We start from the raw sequence: 25,168 nt of genomic DNA on the forward strand, positions 1-25,168 counted from the left end.
GGTCCAGAACCTGTTTCACCTGCAGCTCCATGGCTGTTATCAAGGGAAACACCGCCTGGACGCTGGCGTACATCGATGGCCGCAGGTCGGTGAGGGTTCCGGTGACGCGGTCGAGGTTGTACTTCGCATTCCACTTGGCGATGCGCTTGGTTGGGTCAATCGGTGGCATGTCGTTTTCACCTTCTTTCTGCGGCAATGGCCGGCCCGGCCGCACGGGCCGGCCGTCGCTACGACAGATTCTGCTGCCATCTCTGCCGTGGTGCACTCCAAGTTGTCAAAGAGCCGGATGCTCAAAGCTCAATCTCGAATACCTTCCGGCAGATGTCCAAGAGCACTGCTCGCCGGGCTCCCAAGTACTCCGAGTGCTCCAAGGCATGGCGCAGCTCGTTTCGCAGGGTCTCGCCCTCGTACCTTCGGGTCAATTTCGCAACCCGCAGGCCGAAGTTCAGGTAAGTCACCCGTTCACACAGCATCACGCCGGTTTCGTTCAGCACTTGGCGCACCCGGGACTCAAGGCACCGGTTGCGCTGCAGAGCCTGGCGGAACTGCTCGACCTGGTCCTCGGCGTCCTGGTCCCGGCGCAGGGCCATTCGGCCCTGCTTCAAGGCCCGTTCGTACTTCTGGCATATCCGCTCAATACTGGCAGCCATCCTTTACCTCTCTTACCCGGCCGAACCGGCGTTCGATTATCTCGAAGCCAATCCGACGCAGGAGCAGGCCGGATAGTCCGCGGTTATGCCACTTCACGACGATGCGCTTGGCGCGCCGGGTGAAGTCCGGGACCGGGGGCCGCCTCATCGCGCAGAGCAGCTCCTGGCCGAAAGCAACGTAGCTTGGAACCTGGTGCTCAGGCGCACCGCAGGCCCGGACAATGGCCGGGACATCGGGCGCGTAGCGCCGGCTTCCGTTCGTCTGACCGACTCGGGGTTTCATCCGGCACCTCGGTGCTTCTTGGTCGAAGCATTCTTCGCGGTACGCCTGCGGGCCTGAGGTGCGAGACGCTCGAACAGCATGGTCACGAGCAACTGCATTGTTCTTGTCTCCAAGCCCAGTGACTGCCACTTGCGCAGGCAGGCCTCGACGTAGAAGGCCAGGTCGTTACCCTCCAGGCTCCGAAACAGCCGGGCAAGCTCCTGTACGAACCAGCGGTATTCGTTCAGTATCGCCGGCCTCAGGCCGGCGCCTTCAAGCAATGGGTCGGCGATGTCGCGCAGTGCCCGTTCGCTTTGCAGCCGGCTGAGTCCGTGAACCGACAGTGGTTTCTTGCCGTGGCGCATACGGTCCAGCACTTCAGCAAACTCACGGTCAAGCGATTGTGGCTTCATAGCCTTCTCCTTTCTGCCCGCCGCTTGGCAGGCGGTTAGAAACTATCTCTCTGTCTCTCTCGCTGGTTCGCGCCGGGCTGTTCGCGCTGCTGCCGGAAAGACACTCCAAATTGTCATAGAACATCCGATTGCACTCAAAGATACGGCGAGATGTGTCAAGGGTAACTCAGACCACGGGTAGAGTTCGGCCCTAGAGCGTGACTCGCCTGGAACTGCGGAATTACTTCTTCACAGGTTGACAAACTGGCGCTTTCTCTCCCGTGGGTCGTGTGCCAAGCAGGCCACCTGATTGCCAGGCCGGCCCCCTGCGGGGCCGGTCCGACCGGACCAGGCAATCTTGTGCGCGAAAAGAAGGCTCGAGAATGTGGCGAAGAGAGCCGGCCGCGTTGCCTGGCAGGGCACGAGTTGTAAGGGAAGTCAGGGGCCGTCAGCGGCGGACTGCGGTCCCGAACGAAAATATGGTGAAGCAGGTAAGACGCCATTTCACTGCTCGCGGAGACTAGATACGAAGCATCGGCAGAAAAGTGACGTTGTGCGGCGCTCCTTTCGTTCGTCCGGGCGGAGACGCGCCTCAGCCCGGACCGTCTGGTTGTGACTAGGACAGGAGGCTGCATCACAGCCCTAGATACGTCAAGAGGCCGGAGAAGTGACACGAAAGGCGTTGTCCTCCTTGCATCCGCCCCTTTACATTCGGCTCCTCGGAACAGCTGTGTTCATCCGTGTTTGTCCGTGGTTCCGTTTCTGCGCACTTCAGCCCGAAACAAAGGCTCCGCGAGAGCGGAGGCGAAACCGTGACGCGGAGCCTTGGGGTCGTCAGGCCTTGGGCAGGGACGGCAATCGGCCGTCCGTCAAGTGTCCCTCAGCACTAGATCGGGCTCAAAGGACTGCCTTCTGCCGTCTGGCCAGGCGACAGTGTCACTGCCCACGGCACCTCCGGTCGGTCGAATTCTCCGGAGTGTGTCCGGGCCTTGTCTTGGACTGCCGAGAGCAGTCGGGCTACTTACGCCGCTGGCGTTCGATCAGCGTATAGACCGGGCTGAACAGCGAGTCAGGGTGCCGGTAGGCGACATCTTCGCTCGATACGGTCTTTGTGCTACGTTTCTTCTCGGTGAACCTCACGGACTCAACCAGGCCGCGGACCACGACTTCGGTCTCAAACATCGCCCGCGCTTCTTTGACGAAACTCTCTTGGTCTTCGGGCGCTATGCCGTTTTCTTGGGCCCAACTGAGAAGCAACGCACCATCGTCGAACTCGACCGGGAGTTCCTTTTCCTGCTCTCGTGCTGCCCTAATTGCCTCGACCAGCTTAGATATGCAGAAGTCGCTGGCTGAGGTCACTTGGCTTTGCTCGTACACCACATTCTCCTTTCATCGTTGGCGACTAGGAAGTAGCATGAAGCTGCCCAGGAAATAACAACCACGCAGCCGATGGGTTAGCCGTGCGGTAGACAGCCTTACCATACCACTCGCTCACGCTCACTCATGTCCTAGATACGAAGGCGGGGTGGACAAGTAACACTAGATACGACCGCGAAGACGAGAAGCAATACAGCGCCTGGCGTTGTGAACGGCTACTCTCCACGCAGTAGCGCGCCGAACATTGCCGGGTCATATCCCATGTCGGCAAGGTGCTTTCGCATCTCCTTCATTGTCCGGGACTTGCACTCCTTGGCCGCGTCCACGCTGACGTGATGGGTTATCTTCACAATTTCCTCGTACGACAGCTCTGGGAAAAGCGTGACTATCAGAAGCATTTCCCGCCTGGCAGGCGAAGAAAGCCTCGACATTGCCTCAATCAGGACTTCGTGCGCCTCCATCTGTCGGTGCATAGAACTAGGCGTCGGTGACACCGTATCGGCAGGCTCTGATGGTTCCCGCTCTTCCTTGTCCTGGTCACGGCTCTGCCTTGGTTCATCGAGCGACGCAATTGGTATCTTGTGCTGCCGGCAGTAGTCAATGATACGGTGGTCAACAACGGTCATGAACCAGGCGAACGGATTGGCGGCTCTATCCTTATCATAAGAACAGAGCGCCCGGGCCAACTGCTGGAATACCTTCTCGGTGATGTCATCTTCCTCGATGGACTCGCCCTGCCGATACTCCCGGATGCGGTGGCGGATGAAAGCCTCAGTTAAGGTACGAATCCCCTCCAACGACTCCTGTGCCTGAACCAGCGCTGCTTTGAGTTGCTCGCCGTCTATCTGAGGCATCTGGCTGTGTCCTGGGTAGAGTTTACTGCTCGGACGAAGATACGCAACTGCGTTTGGTACGGTAACAAGACCGTGGGACGCAAGCCAGGACTAGGGCTCCTCGGCCGCGGCTCCTGCCGGTGCGGCAGGTTCGGCCTGCTCCTCGGGCAGCAGTCTTGGCTTCTCGCAGCAGTAGATGAGCTTCGCCTTCTCGGATATGTCGTACAGCGACATAATCAGGGCGCAGCGCCACATGAAGTACTTGCGCCTGAACTCCGGGTCGAAGGTCACGGTGCCGCCACGCTGGTCAAAGAGCAGACGGGCGTGAGTCTCGATTTTGTACTTACCCAAACTGCCGTCCGGCTCGCGTTTAGCCAGGTGGATTGGGCCGGCGTCTTTCTCGGACTCTTCTTTCAGGAGCGAAAGATAGGCCCGAAGAACGGCAACGGTTTCACAGAGGTCGAACCAGCGGTCAAGTTCGTAGGGGTAGGGCGACTTCTCGTTCTTTCTCCAATCGGACAGGGCGAATTCCCGAAGCATCGGCCGCATCCGGCCGGCAACCCAGGCTTCGCCCTTTCTCAGGACATCCTTAGCATCCTTAAACCAGCGGTCCAAATCAGCACGCGCCCATTCGCTGTCATTCGGCCCGGGGATTGCGTCAAGCGCATACTCCCTGTGTCCGTTGTGCAGAAACGTCTCGAAGTCCTGCCTGTCTTTCCAGCAGTTGGCCAAGCCGAGCGGCTCGGTGGCCAGAACGTACGCATGGTCAAACCACCACGCGAGTGTCCCTCGACGCAGCCCCTGAGCTTCCACGCGAGCCTGGCCAATCGGGTCCTCGTCTCCAAGGCCGGCCTTCTGTAGTTCTTCCTTGGTGACAAAGCCCAGCTCCAGAAGCTGCTTCCAGTATTTCCTGACCGTTTGCTCGGCGTGGGTCCAGACCGTCTCGTCCTGCTTCGCAGATGGGGCCGCGCCCAAGACCAGGAACATCCTGATAAGCATGTTGCGGAACACATCAGCACCTGCCTGGGTCGGTGTCTCCCAGACGTCCGGTTCGACCACAAAGCTAGCCAGCATCCAATAGCTGAACAGTTCGCCGCCGTCCTTGTCTCCGCCGTATACTGTCTGGAAGTTACAGATGTCGGCGAAGACCTGGTCGAACAGCATCAGCTTGCCTTCGTTGAGGAAGCTCTCCAGTAGAGGCACCTTCAGACATTCCGCTCGTAGCGGCCTGGGAAGCGCCCCGGCCGCAGAGGGAGGTCTCAGCAAGTACTTACGGACAAACTCAGCCGCCTCATTGAGGGCACGCTCCAGCCCGGTCAGGTCCTGCTTGCAGGCTTCAACTTTCCGGTACTTCTTGAGGTTCAGTGCAAGCTGTTCAGCTTGTCGGGCAGTCTCACTTGTGGCATTCCTGCCATTCCGCACAGTCAGGCCGCTGCTGAGTGCTGTGGTGATGAGCTCCTCGGCGACGTGGTCTCCCTGGTCAAGGCTGGCCAGCAGCGCTTCAGGCGACAGGAACTTGGCGAGCAAATGTTTGAGTGCATCCCAGAGTGCCTTATCCACCGGGGCTTGGCCGATAAGCCTCCGACCCTCACAGAAGAAGCCATGAAGAAAATTCTGCTTTTCTAACCGCGTCGCCGCCCGGAAATTGTCAACAGACTGGCCCTGCGGCCTCGCTAAGACGAACAGGAAGCCATCAAGTTGTTTGTACGCCTCTTGCATCGAGCGTTGCTCTTCCAGTATCCCGGCCACCGCCTCGGTCAGTTCGTTGAGCGAATCAGGTCCGGCGGCTTGCCTGTTGCCGATTGCCCAATCGAGCTTTGCCAGCCGGTCGCGCAGGTTGGCCGCAGTGCTTACCTTCATCTGTGGCCGATTCTGAGGAGAGACCCATGCCAGCTGCTGGACAAATCTCCGGGAGCGGAGCCAGCCGTCGGGAGGAGTGATGGGTAGGTCGTCATCGGGCTTGGCGAGAAGAGCCTCGGACGATTCATGTCCCACCCTCGCTGCGAAAAACTCGGGCTTGAAGATGTCAAAGAAGCTCATGTGCAGTACGCCATGTTGCACGGTGATTTTGGGGTCGCCCGTGACCGTAGCAAGAACCCTCGTGTCGTGAGTAAAGCACCAGCTCAGGCGCAGGTACGCGGCATGGATGGCGGACACAAGCTGCTGTACTCCCCCCTTGAACTCAAGGTTGAAGTCGGAAATCTCACCAAGTCTCCACCCTCCGTGGAACCGGTTGCGCCAACCGGTGTCAAAGCTGCTGACCATCTCATTGAGTTTGGCTACGGTGCCGGCGAGGTCCTCAAGCTTTCCCTGTCTGTGCTTGTCCGCCTGATCGCGGATGAAGTCAATGATACGTGTTAGGTAGGGCCGAAGTTCAAGAAAACAACTGAACAGGAAGTTGTCGAGAATGCCGTCGTTGTACAAGGCGATCGCGTTCAGCACCCGCTCCATTACAACCTTGGGCACGCGTAACTCCTTGAGCTGGCGGTAGACGGTGTTGATGACGTAGAACCCGCAGGCGAACTCCTTGCGGATGTCGTCTGCGCTGCAGTGTCCAAGGGGGATTGTCTCCTCATCATTTGCCGGTTTCCATGCCATCGCAACCGTAGAGTTCGCGGCTAGGGCGCCAGCCGATTGCTCGCCTTTCTGTCCGCACCACCCAAGGCATTGTGGCTGTCCAACCTGCTTGCTCCAGCGGCGGAGATTGACAAAGTCTTCAATTGTGACCGCCACTATGTCCCACGAGCTACGTGCTTCGAATGTCAGATGTTCTGTTCCGTCGGGCGGTTCGCACGGATAGAAGAAATCAGCCCGGCCGGTGGCTACGACAAGTCGTTCCACCTTGTTCTTTCCGCACACGCCGGCTGCGGCGCTGGCCTTGTGTCCGGCCTTGGCGCTCCAGCGCCGGACCAGGAAAAGCCCCTCTTTCTTGCCGTCGTTGCCGTCATTCTTGTCCAGGACTAGGTCGCTGCACGAGGCAACGACTTCTTGAATGGCCGTCTCAGCGATGGAGGAACACGTCTCGTCAGGCTGGGCCAACGCCTGGGTAATCTTTTCATCGGTCAGTGCTTTCTTGAGGAATCCGGCCCAGAATCCGACATTCGTTGTCGTGTTGAAGAATATGTGCGTGCCGAACGGCGGGACTCCACGGCACGCACTCAACTTGGTACTGTCCTTGCCATCAGGACTTAGCAGGAAGCTCTTCATAGCGTCGCTGAGTGCAGCGCCTTGGTACGGCTTCGCCATCTCAGGGTTCTCGAACCAGTCTCGCAGCCGGGCCACAGGCACCTGTCCTTGTCTGGCCGCGTCGTGAAGTCCATACACGTTGCCATGCTCCAGGAGTGCAGTCCACTCATCTGCGTAGCACTTAGAGCTGCCCTTTTGGTCCTTCCACGTGCGGCAAAGAGCGACTCCAAGGTCAATCAACTGCATCCGGCGCACACGGGCAATGAAATCAATGATACGCCGGAACGAATTGGAGAACACGAGCAGAGTCAGCTCGTGCCAGGTATAGCTGCCTGTGATTATCAGTTGGCTGGAGCTGTCTTCCTTGCTAGTTTTCCAATTTGCAAATTCCGAGTTGATGGCCTTGCTCAGCGCGCGGAGGTAGTCTGCTCCGCCGCCCACCAGAAAGCTGGTATTGACCTCAACCTGGCAGATGCCAATGAGCGGCTGTCTTGGCACGAAACCATCCTCGGTGCCGGCTGCACACGGTCGTTTCTCGCCTAGGAATGTCTCTTGTGCGAGCGTGAGCATGTCTTTCTTGCCACGAAAACCCGGGCCCAGAAGGACACGGTGGTCGAAATCCACTAGCGGCGCGTCGTGCAATTCCTTTATCTGCTTCCCGTTTTTGGGCCCCTCGGTATCACAGAGCGCCCCATCCGGCCACATTGGGTCAAATGGATTGAAAGTCTGGACTCCGAACTCGAAGTCGTCCGTCAACGCCAGAATTGCCAGGTCAAATGAACCTAGCAGCACGTAGGCGACAGGTCTGTAGAACTTCTCGCTGAATTTGTCGGCAGATTGTATGACTTCCGCAGCGCGGTTGCGGTAGTTGTCGAAGAACTTCATCATCTTGTCGAGGAACTCAGGTTCCTTGCCCAGTGGCATCGAGGTCATGCCGATGAAGATGGATGCATCCGCGGCCCGGCTGCGGAGCGGCTCAGGATTTGGTTGTCCGGATATACTCTGCTCCTTCACGGTTTCGCCTCCGTTCAGAAAACGGGGCATTATAGAAGCAACACCATGCCTGTCAACAACTTTGGCTTGTTCATTGGCACTCTTGGCATCCTTGGCGGTTCATTCTGGGGGCGGGCAGCCGGGTGAGCATGGGACTAGGCAGCCGGGCAGGGGACCCCGGGTCCGGCTCCGGGGCAGGCTGCGGGGAGGGCAGCGGGGCAGGCAGGGGGCTGGGCAGCCGGATGGGCAGCCCATCCCCTGGGGACTAGTCCATACCCGGGGCAGTCTCCGAAGTACTTGCCGAAATACAGACCAAGCAAGTTCTGAGACGACTTTCGACCTGACTCGCCACTCGACTCTTCCGCTGACCTTCGACCGAACCGGCCGAAGGACTCTTGACCGAACTGACCGCAGAACTGGTCGCCGAACCGGCCGCTTGACTCGCAGCTGGACTTGCCGCCTGACTGGCGGCCGGACTTCTGGCCGAACTGGTCGAAGGACTTGTCATTTGACTTCCCGACGCACTTTTCGTCGGACTCTTCCAAGTACTCTTGACCGCACTTCCCGAAACACTGCTCAACCGCGGGTGAAACGGTGGATGAACGCAGATACGGACACAAGAGGCCACCAAATCGCCAAACACATGAAACGGATGTCATTCCGGGTGAAACGAGGCATCTTGGTTGTGCAGCGGCTGGAAACATCTTTGCGAAAGCGACGTCCTTGCACCTCTGTGGCTGTTTCGGTGTTACGCCTGCGAGTGATCTTCGTATCTAGAAAATGTGAGAACCTCGAGTATCATACGCACCACTCCCAGACAGCTAGGCCGCGGACTTGAGTCTATTGCCAGCATGCTCGGAAACCGCCTGGGAATGCCTATCTTCTATCACGACGGGCTGTGTCTTCGCCGCAGTGTCCGCCAGCATACAGAAAGGGCAGTGAAAGCAATGCTGAGATACCGGTGGCAGGATGCAACGAAGGAGCTGAATGAGGCGGTTTCCCTGACAGTTGCGGACAACCTTGCCATGGTTTCAATACTCTCGCTTCTGGCCGTGTGCCATGAAACCACCGGCCGGATAGCGGAAGCGAGCCGGGTCCTGGCCGAAGCCCTTTTCTATGCCCAGGCCGAGAATTGCCCTCAGGCGATCTCGACCATCGCGAATTCCATTGGCTACCTGTGCCAGACTACCGGCCGATTTGACCTTGCCCGGGCCCACCACCAGGAAGCGCTCCGGGCAGCAGAGGCAGCCGGAAGCGAGCAGTTGTGCGCGTGGTCACATCACTACATGGGCAATGTCTTTCGCCACAACGGCAACTTACTCGTCGCCGAGCAGGAACACGGCAAAGCGCTGACCATAAGCAAGACCTATGGCTACTGGCTCACCGAGGCCTGGGCGTACGGCGGGCTCGGTCTGGTGCACCGACGCCGGGGCCAGTCGCAGATGGCCCTGGACAACCTGACGAACGCATACCGGATGTTTGTCCGTCTGGAGAATCTGCGCGGGCAAGCCTGGGCACTACTCAACATCGCAGAAGTCTTCGTCAAGCAGGGCCAGTGGAGCCTGGCAGTGGAGCATATTGACCAGAGTCTTGACCGTAACCGGTTGGTCGGCCGCATCGAGGGCTCGGCCATGCGACGAAAAGCGCTGGTCTTGGTTCAGAAGGGAACAACACGTAATTTGGACGAGGCACTCGCGTGCCTGCGCAGCGCCTTGGAGACCGACCGTAAGACCGGTGACAAGCTGGGCGAGGGCCGTTCCTTGGCCGATTTGGGTTACACCTACTACCAGAAGCGTGACCTGGTCAACGCCCGGAAGTACTGCGAGAAGGGCCTGACTATCCAGAATGCGGTCGGGACCCTTGCCGACCGGTCATGGACCCAGTGGCTCTTGGCCATTATCTGCTATGCCGAGGGCAAGGTCGGAGACGCCAGGGTCTACCTCGACGAGGCGTTGGCGGCCGCGCGCCGGGCCGACGACCAGAAGGCAGTGGGTCGGCTGCTCGGCAGCCTGGGAGAGGCGGAACGTCTGGACGGCAAGCTTGACCGGGCCTTGAGCCTGTTTCAACAGGCTCTGGCCGCGTGCGAACAGAGCGACTATCGGACACGCCTGCCCTGGACCCTGCGCAAGACCGCTCAGACCCTGGTCCAGATGGGTCGCATCAAAGAGGCTGCCCAATACGCCGAAAGGGCGTTTCGGGCAGCGCAAGACGCAGGTTTGGACGAACAGCTATGGAAAGCGCTCGAGCTCCGTGCAAGACTCTACATCCTCAGCTGCGACTACGAAAAGGCCCGGGAATTACTGGAACAGGCAATGCAGATTGCCTTCAACGTCGGCAGGCCCGAAGACCTTGCTGACCTGAGGCAGCTTCTGGCCGAGGTCAACAGGCCAAGTCATCTGCTGCAGAAAGGCGAAAAGCCAGAGGGAAAGTAGCTCGCTCGGTTACGCACGTGTAAGCCCTCTGCGGCTGCGATGGTAAAGCTCCAGAAACCAGGTCTGGCTTTCTGTCCCCGGGTTACAGTCTGGCCCACTGGGCCGCTTGACCACTTGACCACCAGTTCTCTGCCTTGACTTCAGCCCTGATTTCTGCGAGAATCGCCGCGTGGAGAAAGTCAAGAATGCGCGGGGTCGGAAACACCTCGCCGACATTACCTGGGAGACCGAAGTCTGGGTGGCCGAATCGCCCAGCCACCTAATCCACTTCAACGGCGAACGCTTCCTCGGGCTGTACTGACTAACGATGCCACAGCACAGAAGCAAGCCAGCCGCCTGCCTGCTGCCGGACAGGGAGCGCAAGACGTGAGCAGAGTCCCCGGCAATTCTGTGGCCAGAGCTGAGGGAGATTTCAAGCCACTGTTGGAGCGTTACTTTGCCGACTTCTTCCGTGTCGTCGAGACGCGTGAGCACACCTGGACGGTCAAAGGCTTCATTGACGTATACCGCAACATCTACACCATCAGCTTGGACACCAAGGTAGTCTCCAAGGTCATCGAACTAATGGTCTTTCCGGTCATCGTCCGGTTCTGCCATGAACACGGATATGACATGGTTCTGAGTGCACATCAGAATCACTACCCGGACATCTCGTTCGTACACCGCAAGAGCAAGACCCGCCTGGCACTGGACCTGAAGAGTACCTATCGCATCGGGCCGGACCGGGTCAACGGCATGACCTTGGGTGCGTTCACCGGTTACTTCCGCAACCGCCAATCGGCCAAGAACGTGACCTTTCCTTACGGTTCGTACGCGCGGCACTTCGTTCTGGGTGTTATCTATACCAGAGCCGACGCCCATAACGCCGGTCTACGCCTGGAAGAACTGGGTTACACACTGTCCGGCAGTGCGCACTCTGCGCTGATGAGGTTCGTCTCCGGCCCAAGCGAGGAAACGTTCGGCCGGCTCGCGCGCGTCCTGCACATCCCTGAACGCAAGTTCCCTGCGGTGCGCCGCGCGGTCGAGTCGGTGCTGATTGACGAACGAAAGAAGTACCGTCTGAGCGCGCTGAAGCGGATACCCTCGGTCGTGCGCGACTTCGACTTCTTCCTGCAGGAGAAATGGCGTGTCGCGACCGACCGGCCGGGCAGCGGCAACACCAAGAACATCGGCTCAACTACATCGGTGGCCGAACTCAAGAACGGAACCGGACCGTTCACCAAATATCCGAAGGGCGACAAACTCTTCGACGACTACTGGACCTACTACCTGGCCAGGGATATGGCCCGGGCCGCGGAGCTGAAGAAACCGCCGTACCACAACCTCAAGACCTACTTCGAGTACAAGAAGAGCTGACCGAATGAAGGGACTCCTGCCCAAGTCACTGCCGCGCGTCTGGGCTCCGCCGGTCAAATGCCAGGGCATAAAGACCAAACTCGTGGACTTCATTGCCCGAAGCATCGTCTGGGACGGCGTGGGCAGATGGATTGAGCCGTTTCTGGGTTCCGGGGTGGTGCTGTTCAACCTCCTGCCCGAACGCTGCCTTGCCTCTGACACCAACGCCCACATCATCAGGCTGTATCAGGACATTCAGACCGGAGCGGTCACCCCCAAGGCCGTACGCGACTACCTGACCCAGGCCGGAGCGGAACTGGCGAAACACGGCGGCGATTACTACTATGCTGTCCGGCGTCAGTTCAACGAAGAAGGCGGCTCGCTCCGGCTCCTGTTCCTCAATCGTTCCTGTTTCAACGGCGTCATGCGCTTCAACAGCAGAGGGGACTTCAACGTACCGTTCGGGCACAAGCCGGCCCGGTTCAGTAAGGCATACGTCACGAAGATTGCGAACCAAGTGGCGAAAGCTGCCAGCGCGATGGCAGGCCGGGACTGGGTCTTTAGGACGCAGGACTGGAGGACCACGCTGAAGCAGGCAAGTCCAGAGGACTTCGTGTACCTCGACCCGCCTTACATTGGTCGCCATACAGACTACTACAACCAGTGGACCGAGGAAGACGCACAGGCTCTGGCCAGAGTGGCGCACGACCTTCCCTGCGGCGTGGCGCTGTCCATGTGGAAGGAAAACCGCTACCGGGAGAACGGGCATCTAGCAGCGTCGTGGGCCGACTACGTATGGCGCGAATTCAGCCACTTCTACCACGTCGGCCCGACCGAGAACCTGCGCAACCAGATGACCGAAGTCCTGGCCATCAAACCAGGCTGGCAGGCAGACTCAGAATCACAACCTGTCCTGCGCAAAGCTACGCCCGCCACCGGGCGCCGGGTCGCTGTATTGCTGAATCCCGCGCAACTCGGCTTCGCCCTGCGCGATAGAGCCCGAACCGCTCGTCCCGCGCTTGCCGCCGAACCCGAGCTCGCCATTGTGCGCGACCGACCGGCATACGCCCGCCGCCGAACAAGGAGCAGAAAACGTGGGTAGCGACCACGGCGGTCCTGGAGTCGGCAGTCCCGGAGAACCGGAGATGGTAGTCGTTGGGAAGCCCGGCACCGAACCGTTCGTAGTACGCCGACAAGCCAGTCCCCTTGGTCCCTGCGAATGCCACATTACTCTGGTTGCCACCCCGGTGCGGATGGTCTGTCTGACCTACGCCGTGCGGCACCTGCAACCGGTACAAGACGCGCCGGACATTCTACTGCCAGTTCCCTACTACACCTACAGACCGGTTACCGTACTTGGCATCCCTGTACCTCTAGCCTCTCACGGAGGGCCGTAGGAGCTTGAAGTACGAGTGATCGTGCAAGACATCGTGCAGGAGTACTTCGGAGTGTCGGACTTCACTGTGGCGTTCATGCACCCCATCGGGCTCGCGGTGAGCAACTTCGCAGTTGATGCCGTCATCAGGTTCGGATTCCTGGCACGCTCATTCATGGGCAGGGCGAGCATCTATTCGACCGCCTCCGGCCACAGGAAGGCAAGGGTTCCACTTACTACCTTCATCCCTGCCGGACAGACGCTGAAGGCGACCTTGGCAAGCGCGAGTCTTGACCGGGATGAGGAACTCGACATGACTTTCCGCGGCTCCAGGCTGCCAGGATGGCTGGTTTTCAGGCTTGGCGAACTGCTGCTCATCCTGCTCTTCCTCTTTGCCATTGCGGTCGTGGCTGCGCCTCTGATTTCACTAGTGGGCGACAGGTGAAACGACGAGTCGCGGGAGACTCGGAGACACGATGTGGGACTCGGCCTCCGCTTGACACGCGGGCGGATTCGGAGTAAGAGTTGAGCGTGAAGAATGGCAGCGGGGCGACATGTACACCCGCCCGGCCCGGAGTGGACTAGGATTGTTTTATGTCCCCGGAATTTCCCTGTGCATGTCCAGTCCTACGTGTAGGATTGCCTGTCTCCTTTCTTTGGCTTGAAGGTTCTACTATCACGCGACTGAGTAGACCTTCACTCGGGAAACGGGACTTTTCATTAGTATCTACCCGGAGTTTCCGGTCTGTTCCACCGGACCCCTGCAGTCTGCGAAAGTCCGGCGCCATGGAGCGCTGGACTTTGACTGGTCAAACCGGCAGTGTAGAATAACTTCAGTCCCCAAGGAGAGCATTGTGAGCAAGAAGCGTCTACTATTCGTCTGCGCGGTATTTGCAATCGTCGCCAGCCTCTGCCCGGCTCAGCTCGCCTGGACCAGAGCAATTGAAACAGCACCCTGGAGTGCCCGTACCAATGTCGGCGGAGCCGTGTTCAAAGGCGAGTTGTGGCTCTTGGGCGGGGTCTCGGGCGTGAACCATCTTGCTGATGTATGGCGCTCCGCAGACGGCGCGACTTGGACCAAGGTCGCAGACTCCATATGGCCCGGTCGCCAGGAGTTCGGCTGTGAGGTTTACAACGATCGCCTCTGGGTAATCGGCGGCTGGGCCAATACCGCCCGTCAGGACATCTGGTACTCTACGAACGGCTCAGACTGGCAACTGGCAACCTCCTCTCCGGCCTGGAGTGCGCGTTCCGGGTTTTCTACTGTGGTGTTCAACAACCGGCTTCACATCATAGGCGGCTTCGACGCACGGAACGTATATCTTGACGAAATCTGGCATAGCGATGACGGAATCGCCTGGACCAAAGTAACCACGCCTACACCTTGGCGCGGCCGACACCGTCACGCCTCAGTCGTGTACGACGGCAAACTCTGGGTCATTGGTGGCCTGGCCGATGACAGAAACCTGGGCGACGTATGGTACTGCGATGCCGACTACAACTGGGTGAAAGCAACCGACTCTGCACCCTGGCCCCACCGCTGGAGCAGTCGCGCAGTTGTATTCGACAACCACATCTGGCTTGTGGGCGGGTATTCCCAGTCTGCCGGCCACTGCAAGGACGTGTGGCGTACATCCAATGGCACAGACTGGACAAGGATTGAGCCCGCTGCGCCCTGGGTGGCGAGAGACGGACACGTCGCCGTGGTCCTGAACAATCGGGTCTGGGTCTACTCCGGCCGAAGCCAGCGCGATGTCTGGTATACCTCGGGCGCCGCGGTGGCCGAACCGTATCTGCCGTCTTCGTCCGCCCGGCCGTTTTCTCTGCCCGCGGTGGTCAGGGGTACGCTGAGAATCACTCAGGCCGCCGGCGAACTGCTCGATGCGTCCGGCCGAACAGTACTGCGCCTCGCTCAAGGCGAGAACAATGTCCGCGGCATCCCAGCCGGAATCTATTTTGTCCGGCTGAGCGGCGGGGCGTGCGGGACGCAGACGCACAAGGTTCTGGTTCAGAACTGACCGTTTTGGCTGCGTGCAATAGCTGAGAAGAATATCCAGAGGAGAAGCTGCTCTCGTGTTCGGGAACAGGTATGACAGCGTCCGAACCTTCTCCAAGACGGCAGGCCGCAGGCTTGACAGGACGGGCAGTCAGGCTAGCATTGCGGCCGTGGCCACGGTGTTCCGGCCACGATATGAATCTACAAGTTCCACGGAGGCGTGTATGACGCGTTTTTTGCTGCGTGCGGTCTGTCTTGTGTTGGTCGCGCTGTTCTTTGGATTTGCACCGGCCGAGCCGACAAGCTTGTCACTTGATGGGACGGTCTCGATTCCCCGGGCGATTAACTATCAGGGCCGGCTGACCGATGAGGCCGGTAAACCGGTTAGTGGTACCAGAGACATGGTATTCCGGTTTTATGCCGAGAGGGTTGGCGGGACGCCGGTGTGGGAGGAGGGGCAGGCTGGTGTGACGGTAGCTGACGGGTTGTTCAACGTCATTCTGGGTAGCGCCAATCCGATTGCCAGCTTGCCTGCGGGTCCGGAGTGCTGGCTAGAGGTGGTGGTCCAGGGCCAGGTCATTAGTCCGCGGGTGCGGCTGGTGAGTGTGCCGTACGCGTTCGGAGCCGACGATGCCGCGAATCTCGGCAGCGTGCCAGCGGCCAGTTACGTTCGCTCCGGTACGCCGGCCGGCGGAGACCTTGCTGGAACTTATCCTGCGCCCCAGCTTGCCGCCGGAACGATCGTTGACGCGGATGTGTCGGCTTCGGCCGGCATCAGCGATACGAAACTGGCCGGGACAGGCACGTTGGTCACAAACTTCAATGCCGACAAGCTCGACGGGTTTCATGCAGCAGAGCTGACAGCCGGTGCAGGCATCAGTAAGGTTGTCCGAGGCACGGTTGATGGTGACATGTCTTCCACGGTTACCGCTAATCTGTCGTCGCCGGTGGACCCTACGAAGAGTGTGGTTCTGCTCAGGGCGGCCTGGATTACTTCGGGAGCGGCTAACATGGGTTGTGACCCGCAGGTCTATCTTGCCAACCTGACCGATACCCAGATTACAATTGGATTTGGGTATAACTGGAATGGCAACGTTGGCAACGTTCGGACTAGGGTTAGCTACCAAGTTATTGAGTATCGTTAGGCGACACGGTTCGGTCTTCAGCCGGGGCCAGTACGAGCGGGCATTACCGGCAGGATAGTAGCGGCGGGGCACGACAGTATCAGCGAGCAGGATTGAGTCTGTCCAGGTAACCAGGATAGAGGATTGCGGGCTGGTTTCGCGATGTGGTTCTGTTCCTACTCCTACCGGTTCCAGCCGTCTGGTAGCCGGACTTCGTAGGCGTCGGTGTAGTCCGGTTTGTACAAGCCCCAGTTTGAGCCATAGATAATCCGCGTGCCAGCTTGGTTGATGCTGGCATAGGCTTCCGCAAAGTAGTTTGAAACTGGGTGCTTTCCGGTGTAGCAATGGGTACCGGCCACCTTGACGATTCTCGGGTTATCTTTGAGTTCGAGCATGAATAAAAGGTTGTCCATCCAGGAGTGGGTCTGGCCGGCCGGCGGGTTTTCCGCACCGTAGGTGGAGACAAGGACCCAGCCTGGTACTTGAGAGCAGTTGCCGGAGAAGTGTAAGCCGATGTCGGTGTTAGTGCTGAATGGTATCTCGATCAGAGGCGTTTCTGCGCCGGTTTCAAGGTCGGCCATTGCAATCCAGTCCGTGGCGTTGTTTTGGTACACCATGACGTCCCGACCGTCGGCGGTCTGGGCCAGGTCCATGTGGCCGTTGGCTCCGGCCGGCAAGTCCAGGGCTGTGCTGAAGTCCGGGCTGAATATCTGGGCCGGTCTTGATTCGTAGCCGATGACGCAGTGCCGGCCAGACATGTCCATGCTGACCCAGTTCAATGTTTCAGGGAAGCTGGTCTTGGATCCAATGATGCAGTCGAGTTGCCGGTCATAGACGACCACGGCCAGGACGTTGTCCAGGGAATCTTCAATGATGAAACACCAGAACCGGCGATCAAGGGATGCGTCGCCTTCGGTCTTGGTCGTGATGGCTTGGCAGCCAGGGTATTCGGTGCGGAAGTCGTGCACCAGATTTGAGCTTGCCGTTGCTATGTCGTAGCGGCGCAGCTCGGTCGCATGCAGGTAGTAGAACGCATTGGAATCGGCCGGATCCCAGCGGGGCTCTGGTTCTTCGATACTGCCAAGGTTCTCAAGATGGCTGATGGTTGCGAGGGCGACCCGGTCGTAAAGGTACCATTCGCCGTCGTTGCTCCTTAGTACGAGATAGCGTCCGCTTGAGTTTTCCGCATCAGCTCTTGCGTATTCGTTCTGGATGCCCGGGCCCGAGTAGCCGTCTATGTTCTTGTCGGTCAGGCGTATCACCGTTGAGCCGTAGAGCGAGGCAGTGAATGGCACGCCCCTGGCTGGTAGGGATAATTTCTGGTTCTGGCATCCGGTGAATGCGAGTAGGGTCGCGAGCACTAAGGGTTGGCAGATGCGGGTCACGGTTTTCACGTTTCTTTCGTTGGTTGTCGAGCGTCTTGTGGTCATGACTGCAACTATGCCGTAATCGGGGTCAAAGTCAACGTCCGCGGACGGGCCAAGGACTGCTGTCTTGACTCTTGTAGCTGCACGGAGTTAGAATGAACCATGTCGCGGCGTCAATCCTGGGGAAGGTTCCGCGTGCCTGAGAAGGAGACACTGGCCTTGGTTGCAGTTATCACCCGTCGCAAGGACTGGGAGATACTCAAACGCCAGCACTGGTACCGGATTCCGGTGCAGAGTGCGCCGGAAGGTGTTGAGGATATCAGGTTCATCGCCTGGTATCAGACCGCGGCGTTCGGACCAGACCGTTGGCAGGTCAAGTGGTACGCCAAGGTGCGCGGTGTGCACCGGGCCCGGCGCATTGCTCTTCTGCCGGACGAGCCGTTGAGTCCCCGGGCTCAGGATGAGTACTACCGGGTCAGTGTTGATGACCTTCTGCTTCTGCCGCATCCGATACCGAGCCGGAGGATGCGCAGAATCGTGTTCATCCCGACTAGTCTGGAACGGTTGTTTATGGCCGAGGAAATCAATGACCTTTTTCGGACCAGTCCGATTGAGGACCGGCTTTACTTCCGGCTGCGTGAACTCGGATATGAGCCGGAGCGGCAGTTTCTCGTGCGAGAGTCAGGCAGGGGTTACTTGCTTGACATGGCACTTCTTACGGCCGACTCAAAGCTGGCCATTGAGTGCGATGGTGAGCGGTATCATGCCGGCCGCGAGAAGGCAGCCTGCGACCGGCAGAAGGACAACGCGCTGGCTGCGGCAGGCTGGCGCATCGTGCGTTTTTCTGGGTCGGAGATTGTTGGTAATACTGCTGAGTGCGTCCGGGTTGTGAGGCGCGCGGCAAGGTCGGTCTGAGAACGGTCAGTTGCTGTTGCTGGGCTGTTTTCTGCCAGCCCCGGGCTGGGCCGGGTTGGTCTTGTTCCCGGCCGGCTCCAAGCAGCGTCGTGCGGCAAAGGCGAAGGCAAGGAAGTAATTTCGCCATAGCTGGTCGGACGAGCCGAATCGGTTGTCCGAATAGAAGTAGTCAGTAAGTGCTTCTTTCAGCCGCGCAAGTTCGCGAAGGCGGCTCTTGTTCTTGGGGTCGGCGATGGTGAGGTACATGAGCTCGAGCACCCGTTCGATTGCTTTTGTCGCGTATTCCGGGTTCTTCTTTTCTTTCCAGAGGATGGCCCTTTCGACCTCGCTGCCGATGTTCGCCAGTTGCTCTACCAGGTCTAGTTCCTGCCAGCGGCCGGCAGCCAGTTCTTTATGCTGAAAGTTCATCCTTTTAGGAGGTCTCTGACTATCTGGATAATGGCTTGGCGCGTCTGCGGGTCGTCCACGTTCCGGGTGTAATTGCCCTGCCAGGGTCTGATGTTGATGAGCGAGTCGAACTCGATTAGTTCATCCGGCGCGGCTTGCGGGTAGATGTTGATGCCCCAGAGGTTCTCTTGTCTGGAGCCGTCCGACAGGAGAAGCGCTTCTTCGTCGGAGTGCAGTTCTCCGTTCACTGCCATTATCCGTCGCTCGACGTCAACAACGGCTTTGACCAGATTGCCAAAGGTGCGCTTGGCCATTTCTTGAAGTTGAGCAGGCGTTATGCGGTCTCTTACGATCAGCATCAGGTTCAGAATAGAGCGAACCGGTGCCGGGTCAAGGGTAGCCCCGAGTGCTAAGCGCCGGGTGTCATGACCCCGAATTGACAGGGTAGGGCATGGTTTTATAATTCCCCGCATGTCGGACAGTGCTCTTTCTGACTTTCCATCCAGGTACGACCCCAAGCCGGTTGAGGAGAAGTGGTACCGATTCTGGGAGGAGCAGGGTTTCTTTACCGCTGATGCGAAGTCGCCCAAGCCAAAGTATTCAATCGTTATTCCGCCACCGAATGTGACCGGTTCTCTGCACATGGGGCACGCACTGGATAATGCGCTGCCCGACATGCTTATCCGGCAGAAGAAGATGCAGGGGTTTGAGACTTTGTGGCTGCCCGGGACCGACCATGCGGGCATCGGCACTCAGGTGAAGGTGGAGCGGATGCTGGCTGAGGAAGGTTTGACCCGGTTTGACCTGGGCCGGGAGGGATTTCTGAAGCGAGCCTGGGAATGGAAGGAGCGTTACGGCGGCGAAATCATCAAACAACTAAGGCGGCTGGGCTGCTGTCTGGACTGGACCAGGCTTCGGTTCACGATGGATGAGATGCTGTCGCGCGCAGTGCGTGAGGCGTTTGTGCGGTATTACGAGAAGGGGCTTATCTACCGGGGATTGAGGATCGTGAACTGGTGTCCGAGATGCGGCACCGCGGTGTCGGACCTGGAGGTGAAGTTCAGGGAGGAAACGTCGTCTTTGTGGTACATCAGGTACCCGGTTGTCGAGCACGAACGGACCGGTTGCAGGTGGGTGGTGGTGGCGACAACAAGGCCGGAGACGATGCTTGGGGATACCGCGGTCGCGGTGAACCCGAAGGACAAGCGGTATCAGGACCTGGTCGGCCAGATGCTCGAGCTGCCTTTGACCGGTCGCAAGGTCCCGGTCATTGCGGATGCGGCGGTCGAAATGGAGTTAGGGACCGGCGCAGTTAAGGTTACGCCGGCCCATGACCCGGTTGACTTTGACATCGGCGAGCGGCACAGACTGGAGCGCATCAATGTCATTGGCGAGGACGCCAGGATGACAGATAGGGTGCCAGAGAAGTATCGCGGTCTATCGCGCGAGGAGTGCCGCACGCGGGTGGTTGAAGACCTCAATGCCCAGGGGCTTTTGGAGAAGATTGAGCCGCACTTGCATTCGGTTGGAACATGCGACCGATGTGAGACAGTCATCGAGCCGCTGGCTTCAATGCAATGGTGGGTGAAGATGAAACCACTGGCCGGGCCGGCAATCGAAGTGGTGCGGGACGGCAGGGTGAAGTTCTTTCCGGAGCGTTGGACTAAGGTGTATTTGGACTGGATGGAGAACATCCGCGACTGGTGCATCTCGCGGCAGTTGTGGTGGGGACATCGGATTCCGGTATGGTACTGCGGCTGCGGGGAGACAATCGTCAGCCGCCAGGACCCGAGTGTGTGTCCGAAGTGTGGCAGCAAGGACCTGCGGCAGGATGAGGACGTACTTGATACGTGGTTCTCGTCGGCACTCTGGCCGTTCTCGACCATGGGCTGGCCAGAAGAAACACCGGACCTGGCTAAGTTCTATCCGACTGATTTTCTCACTACTGACCCGGACATCATTTTCCGCTGGGAAGCGAGGATGATATTCTCGGCCCTCGAGTTCACTGGCAAGATTCCGTTCGAGGACGTGTACATTCATTCGACCGTACTGGACAAGACTGGTGCCAGGATGAGCCGTTCCAAGGGCATCGGTGTTGACCCATTGGTGATATTCGACAAGTACGGAACCGATGCCGCACGGTTCACGATTGCCTATCTTGAGACTCAGTCACAGAGCTACCGGCTGTGGGACGAGCGGTTTGAGCTGGGCCGCAATTTTGCGAACAAGGTGTGGAACGCGTGCCGGCTGGTTGCGCCGTTTATTGGCAGGGGGGGAGACTTGCAGTTGGAGCGACGAACCGCGGTGGACAACTGGATAAGGGCGAAGTTCAATGCCGCCCTGGCCAGGTTCAACGAAAGTATGGCGCGCTACACATTTTCGGTCGCAGCCCAGACCATGTACGATTTCTTCTGGCACGAGTTGTGTGACTGGTATCTTGAGTTTGCAAAGGTAAGAATGAAGTCCGGCGACGGAGCAGTGAGGCAGACTCTGCGCGACGTGTTCCGGGGTACACTGCAGCTCTTGCACCCGATAATGCCGTTCATCACCGAGGAGCTGTGGCAGAGACTGGGATTCGGCGGTCAAGCGACAGAGTCTCGAGGCCGTTCCATTCTGCAGTCAAAGTGGCCGGAGCCGCTGGCAGTGGATGAGACCGAGACCGGTCTGGTCGAGGCGATGCGGGAATTGGTGGCGGCGGTGCGTAACATCCGCTCGGAAATGGCGGTGCCGGCCAAGGTGCCGGTGCGGTGTATTGTGAACACGGCAGATACCAGGCTGGCCCGGTTTCTGGAGGAGAATGTCGGGCTGGTGCGACAGCTTGTCCTAGTTTCCGATTTGGAGTTTTCTGCCGAACGGCCGAGGCAGTCGTCGCTTGCGGTCATACCGGGCGGCGAAGTGTATGTGCCGCTTGCCGGCGTGGTTGATTTTGAGCGCGAGTTGGACCGAATCGAGAAAGAGGCCGCGAAACTGAGGCAGGCAATAGCGGCAATTGATGCCAAGTTCGCAAATCCGAACTTCGAACAGCGGGCCAGACCAGAAGTGGTTGAGGGCGAGCGGCTGCGCCGGCAGGAGTTGGCCGACAAGCTGGGCCGGCTGGAGCGGCAGCTTGAGGCACTGAGATGATACGTTTGGCCGCAGCCATCACTATCCTTGCTGCTTCAGAGGTCAGAAAGTGATGATTGGAGACTAGTATGAAGGGCTTTGCAAGCTGGCTGGGCTGGGTGTTCTTCCTGGTTGCAATCGGCGCCGGGCTGGTGTTCTATAACCTGGCATATGTGCCCCAGCGTCAGCGGTTACTCAGGCAGGAGCAGGAAATCAGAATGTGGACCAACGAGGTACAAACCCTCGCAGCAAAGGTCAAAGAGCTTGAGACTCAGCCTGACGTTCCATATTTTACAGTGTTCACGTTTGACGAACTTTTCTTGGGGCCAGAGAGCTTCACGATTACCAAGCAGGGCGAGACTGCACTCCAGCAGTGCGTTGCCAGATTACAGGAGGTGAAGGGTACGATTGAGGTGACCGGCCATACCGATAACACACCGGTGCCGGCCGCGCTCCGGAATCAGTTTGTCTCGAACTGGGAGTACGGAGCAGCACGGGCTGCGGCAGTGGTGAAGTTGCTTGTCGGCTGGGGTGTTGCGGCCGAGCGATTCGTAGTACGGAGTTGCGGCGCAACCCGACCTCGGGATGATAACAGTACGGCCGAAGGCAGGCAGCGCAACCGCCGGGTCGAGATTGTGGTCCGGAAGTGAACAGTAGACCCCGGGCTGGACATAATACCGAGGCAGAGAGCAAGCGAAGGTCTACGGATGTGAGATACAGGGACACAGAGCGTACGGTTGTTGGTCTAGTAGCGTTCAGTCTACTCTTGGTCGGTGCGCCGACCGGAGTTACGTACGGTGAACTGCTCGGGACAGAAAAATCGGATGCGCCAGTTGTGGAATCAGTGTCAGTTACGGTCAAACCGGCACCAGCTCCTGAGAAGTCGCCCGGCACGGCGGTGCTGCTTTCGGCCGTGTTTCCGGGTGGTGGCCAGGTGTATACCGGCAACTGGTGGAAGGCGTGCCTAATTGCTCCGGCTGAAGTCACGCTGGCCGCGCTTACGGTCCGCGACCACATTGATGCAACGCAGGCGCTTGCGGCCGGGAACGAGGCAGAGTATGTCAGGCTCCGCAACCGACGAAATGCGTTCGGGTGGTGGACCGGTGCGGTGCTGGCTTTCTCGATGGCCGACGCTTATGTGTCGGCCCAGATGTACGGTTTTGACCAACAGATGAAGTTCACTCTTGGCCCGATGCGTGTCGGCATCGTCGCCGGTTTCTAGAATGGTTATGAGCCGTAAAGGCTCGATAGATGGTACCACGGACTAACATGACTTGTGCGATTGCGGGACGGTTCAATGGTGACGTTCTGGCTGCAGTCTGTAAGGAGCTTGCCGCCAATCTGGACCAGTCAGGCCCGGAGAGTTGCGGTGTGGCGTACTGCTACGGAAACCGGCTGGAGGCAGTGCAGGCAGGCCGGACCCATGGTGGTGGGCTTGACCTTGCGATTCTGGCTGAGCTCAAGACTGACATGGCAACTCTCTCGTTGAACCGGTCCGGCGTGGTGCAGCCGTGGATTCGGCGGGAACAAGGCCGGGCATGGGGGTTTGCGTGTGAGGGTGAGATTCCAGAGCCGGACAAGCTGAGTATCGGCGACCGGTTGCCGAGTCTGTACCGACCAGAGGAGAAGCTGTTTCTGCACCTTGTTAGTAAGCTCAACCCAGACGACCCGGTCGGTTCAGTTGAAGCCAGCCTGCCTTTTGGTCTTGTCCAGCCACGATTCTATCTTATTAACTCCGAGATGCTCGTGGTTGGCAGCGGTGCACTGGCGTCCGGGTCTGATTCAGGGCTTTGGTTCGGACGTGCCCAGCTAGTTCGGGCTATCTCGCCAGTCCGGTTCAGCTCGATAACTGGAATGCAATGGGAGCGTATCCAAGAGCGGTCAGTTGTTGCACTCACCAGGGTCAGACGTGCCCTGTCTTAGCGAAAATGACCCTCGAGCCGCCGGGGGAGCCAGCTCGAGGGTTTTTCTCCACCCCCTGCCTATTCCGTAGTCTGACCGGGCGGTCAGACTAGGCCCCTCAATGCCTAGAGCTGTGGCGGACGGACGGTTCGGCCCGCACGAGCCGCTCCCCGGTAGCTTAGGGTTGGCAGGAAGGTGCATGTCCGTGCTGTTGCATGGTATGTGCCGGCTGCGGAAAGTGTAGATGGTGTGTCTTGGATGTTGAACAACCGGCAGTTAGACCGACCGACGACAAAGAGGCAGCTTGCGCGGTCGTGTGCGACCGAGTCAGGTGGCTGGTGATTACCTAGGCTAACTTATTGAACTACTGACAAGAAACTGAGCTAGCGATGACCTTTGCCTGTCTTGGCACCGAACTCGATGAGCTCGCGGAAGCCCTTGGGGTCAAATGCCGAGGCGATAGCGGTCTCGTAGGTCACTTTACCGGCCCGGTACAGGTCTGCCATATAGGCGTCGAACGTGATGCTGCCTTCGGCACTGCCGGTCTGGATAGCAGAAGGCAGGTGTTCTATCTTTCTTTCTCTGATGAGGTTGCGCACGGCAGGGGTAGCGACCATTATTTCGTATGCGCCAACTCGGCCCTTTCCACCGGCTCGAAGCACAAGGCGCTGGCAGAATATGGCCAAGAGCGAGATGGAGAACTGGATTCTAATCTGGTCACGGATTTCAGGGGGAAAGATGTCAATGAACCGGGTAACTGTCTCTGGTGCGGTGGTGGTGTGAAGGGTGCCGATAACAAGGTGGCCGGACTCTGCGGCCCATATCGTAGCCTCAGCCGTGGCCAAGTCGCGGATTTCAGCTACGAGGATTACGTTCGGGTTGGAACGCAGGCCCTTCATGATTGCCTCGCGGAAGCTTGACACGTCCACGCCAACTTCACGTTGAGTTACCAGTCCGTTCTTGTGGTCGTGCATGAATTCGATGGGGTCTTCGATGGTGAGGACGTGTCGTGGGCTTTCCAATATGTAGTCCACAAATGTCGCCTGGGTCGTGGTCTTACCCATGCCGGTCGGGCCAGTGACCAGAATCAAACCGTGCGGCCGGTCGAGCAAGCCCTTGATGCGTGGTATGAGATGCGAAGAAACAAAAAGTTCCTCAAAGGACAGGATGCGTCTCGGGATGAGCCGTAGCGCCAGGCCGAAGTAACCCTTCTGTTTATACACCGCAACCCGGAATCGGGCCATGTTGCGGAATGTCAGCGCAAAGTCCCCCCCTCCACCGTTGTCAATCTGGGCCCGGAGATGTTTTACGTCCTTGGTTGCAATGTCCTTGAAACTCTCGGTCATTTCCGGATTCAGAACCGGGCAGCCCTCAACTGGCTTCAGGAAGCCATCAATGCGAAGGGTCGGTGGCCGACCCACAGTAAGATGAAGGTCCGAGGCATTCTTCTTGATGCACTCGGCCAGGAGCGAGTCGAAGAATTCCTCGTCAGTCACGCGACCAGATTATAGGGTGTGCCTCCTCCCTGTCAAGAATACTG

General features: G+C 58.7%; 22 protein-coding genes and 1 pseudogene. 12 read left to right on the forward strand and 11 right to left on the reverse strand.

Annotated elements, in window-relative coordinates; all coding sequences use genetic code 11:
* The 7 genes from ABIL25_01495 to ABIL25_01525 all read right to left on the reverse strand — a co-directional run.
* The coding region (locus ABIL25_01495; GenBank protein MEO0080950.1) for a hypothetical protein at nt 1–265 on the reverse strand (265 nt) is incomplete at its 3' end.
* A gap of 25 nt (nt 266–290) precedes the next feature.
* The gene (locus ABIL25_01500; GenBank protein MEO0080951.1) at nt 291–650 is read right to left on the reverse strand and encodes a hypothetical protein; all 360 of its coding nucleotides are present in this window, start codon (nt 648–650) and stop codon (nt 291–293) included.
* On the reverse strand, nt 634–933 hold the full coding sequence (locus ABIL25_01505) for a hypothetical protein (GenBank protein ID MEO0080952.1): 300 nt from the start codon (nt 931–933) through the stop codon (nt 634–636). The genes ABIL25_01500 and ABIL25_01505 overlap by 17 nt, the downstream gene beginning before the upstream one ends.
* Nucleotides 930–1,325 carry a hypothetical protein gene (locus ABIL25_01510; GenBank protein MEO0080953.1) on the reverse strand — a complete coding sequence of 132 codons (396 nt, stop codon included), beginning with the start codon at nt 1,323–1,325 and terminating at the stop codon, nt 930–932. The genes ABIL25_01505 and ABIL25_01510 overlap by 4 nt, the downstream gene beginning before the upstream one ends.
* Nucleotides 1,326–2,321: 996 nt before the next feature.
* Nucleotides 2,322–2,681: a hypothetical protein gene (locus ABIL25_01515; GenBank protein MEO0080954.1), complete on the reverse strand. Its 360-nt coding sequence runs from the start codon at nt 2,679–2,681 to the stop codon at nt 2,322–2,324.
* A gap of 215 nt (nt 2,682–2,896) precedes the next feature.
* Entirely contained in the window at nt 2,897–3,535 is a 639-nt protein-coding gene (locus tag ABIL25_01520; protein ID MEO0080955.1) for a sigma-70 family RNA polymerase sigma factor, read from the reverse strand.
* Between the two features lie 90 nt (nt 3,536–3,625).
* Complete coding sequence (locus ABIL25_01525) at nt 3,626–7,744, reverse strand: hypothetical protein (GenBank protein MEO0080956.1); 4,119 nt, start codon at nt 7,742–7,744, stop codon at nt 3,626–3,628.
* Nucleotides 7,745–8,640: 896 nt separating this feature from the next.
* Between ABIL25_01525 and ABIL25_01530 the strand changes: the two genes are divergently transcribed.
* The 7 genes and pseudogenes from ABIL25_01530 to ABIL25_01560 all read left to right on the forward strand — a co-directional run bounded on the left by ABIL25_01530 (nt 8,641) and on the right by ABIL25_01560 (nt 15,976).
* Complete coding sequence (locus tag ABIL25_01530; GenBank protein ID MEO0080957.1) at nt 8,641–10,125, forward strand: tetratricopeptide repeat protein; 1,485 nt, start codon at nt 8,641–8,643, stop codon at nt 10,123–10,125.
* A 196-nt stretch (nt 10,126–10,321) separates the two neighbouring features.
* Nucleotides 10,322–10,426 (forward strand): annotated as a pseudogene (locus ABIL25_01535) (BsuBI/PstI family type II restriction endonuclease).
* 65 nt (nt 10,427–10,491) lie between these two features.
* The gene (locus ABIL25_01540; protein MEO0080958.1) at nt 10,492–11,481 is read left to right on the forward strand and encodes a type II restriction endonuclease; all 990 of its coding nucleotides are present in this window, start codon (nt 10,492–10,494) and stop codon (nt 11,479–11,481) included.
* A gap of 4 nt (nt 11,482–11,485) precedes the next feature.
* Complete coding sequence (locus ABIL25_01545) at nt 11,486–12,562, forward strand: Dam family site-specific DNA-(adenine-N6)-methyltransferase (GenBank protein MEO0080959.1); 1,077 nt, start codon at nt 11,486–11,488, stop codon at nt 12,560–12,562.
* Nucleotides 12,563–12,872: 310 nt separating this feature from the next.
* The gene (locus ABIL25_01550; protein ID MEO0080960.1) at nt 12,873–13,280 is read left to right on the forward strand and encodes a hypothetical protein; all 408 of its coding nucleotides are present in this window, start codon (nt 12,873–12,875) and stop codon (nt 13,278–13,280) included.
* A gap of 409 nt (nt 13,281–13,689) precedes the next feature.
* Nucleotides 13,690–14,853 (forward strand): hypothetical protein, encoded by a 1,164-nt coding sequence (locus ABIL25_01555; GenBank protein ID MEO0080961.1) that lies wholly within the window; start codon nt 13,690–13,692, stop codon nt 14,851–14,853.
* A gap of 202 nt (nt 14,854–15,055) precedes the next feature.
* A complete protein-coding gene (locus tag ABIL25_01560; protein MEO0080962.1) occupies nt 15,056–15,976 on the forward strand; it encodes a hypothetical protein in 921 nt (306 codons plus the stop codon).
* A gap of 161 nt (nt 15,977–16,137) precedes the next feature.
* Here ABIL25_01560 and ABIL25_01565 read toward each other — a convergent pair whose 3' ends face one another.
* Nucleotides 16,138–17,385 (reverse strand): hypothetical protein, encoded by a 1,248-nt coding sequence (locus ABIL25_01565; protein MEO0080963.1) that lies wholly within the window; start codon nt 17,383–17,385, stop codon nt 16,138–16,140.
* A 99-nt stretch (nt 17,386–17,484) separates the two neighbouring features.
* Here ABIL25_01565 and ABIL25_01570 point away from each other — a divergent pair, with 99 nt between their 5' ends.
* Nucleotides 17,485–18,237 carry a DUF559 domain-containing protein gene (locus ABIL25_01570; GenBank protein MEO0080964.1) on the forward strand — a complete coding sequence of 251 codons (753 nt, stop codon included), beginning with the start codon at nt 17,485–17,487 and terminating at the stop codon, nt 18,235–18,237.
* A gap of 6 nt (nt 18,238–18,243) precedes the next feature.
* Here the strand turns inward: ABIL25_01570 and ABIL25_01575 are convergent, their stop codons facing one another.
* Both ABIL25_01575 and ABIL25_01580 read right to left on the reverse strand, forming a co-directional pair.
* A complete protein-coding gene (locus ABIL25_01575) occupies nt 18,244–18,645 on the reverse strand; it encodes a hypothetical protein (protein MEO0080965.1) in 402 nt (133 codons plus the stop codon).
* Nucleotides 18,642–18,983 carry a DUF5674 family protein gene (locus ABIL25_01580; protein MEO0080966.1) on the reverse strand — a complete coding sequence of 114 codons (342 nt, stop codon included), beginning with the start codon at nt 18,981–18,983 and terminating at the stop codon, nt 18,642–18,644. Before ABIL25_01580 ends, ABIL25_01575 begins: the two co-directional genes overlap by 4 nt.
* 112 nt (nt 18,984–19,095) lie before the next feature.
* On the opposite strand from ABIL25_01580, the gene ABIL25_01585 reads away from it, so the two are divergent.
* From ABIL25_01585 to ABIL25_01600, 4 genes are all read left to right on the forward strand, one after another.
* On the forward strand, nt 19,096–21,747 hold the full coding sequence (locus ABIL25_01585; protein ID MEO0080967.1) for a valine--tRNA ligase: 2,652 nt from the start codon (nt 19,096–19,098) through the stop codon (nt 21,745–21,747).
* A 68-nt stretch (nt 21,748–21,815) separates the two neighbouring features.
* Nucleotides 21,816–22,376 (forward strand): OmpA family protein, encoded by a 561-nt coding sequence (locus ABIL25_01590; protein MEO0080968.1) that lies wholly within the window; start codon nt 21,816–21,818, stop codon nt 22,374–22,376.
* Between the two features lie 59 nt (nt 22,377–22,435).
* Nucleotides 22,436–22,948 (forward strand): DUF5683 domain-containing protein, encoded by a 513-nt coding sequence (locus ABIL25_01595; protein ID MEO0080969.1) that lies wholly within the window; start codon nt 22,436–22,438, stop codon nt 22,946–22,948.
* A gap of 29 nt (nt 22,949–22,977) precedes the next feature.
* Entirely contained in the window at nt 22,978–23,649 is a 672-nt protein-coding gene (locus tag ABIL25_01600; protein ID MEO0080970.1) for a hypothetical protein, read from the forward strand.
* Nucleotides 23,650–24,011: 362 nt separating this feature from the next.
* On the opposite strand, the gene ABIL25_01605 is transcribed toward ABIL25_01600, so the two are convergent.
* A complete protein-coding gene (locus ABIL25_01605) occupies nt 24,012–25,124 on the reverse strand; it encodes a PilT/PilU family type 4a pilus ATPase (GenBank protein MEO0080971.1) in 1,113 nt (370 codons plus the stop codon).
* Between the last annotated feature and the right edge of the window lie 44 nt (nt 25,125–25,168).

It is taken from the genome of candidate division WOR-3 bacterium, from assembly GCA_039801365.1.
In the GTDB taxonomy this organism is placed as follows: Bacteria; Hydrothermota; Tepidihabitantia; order Tepidihabitantales; family Tepidihabitantaceae; genus JBDRUN01.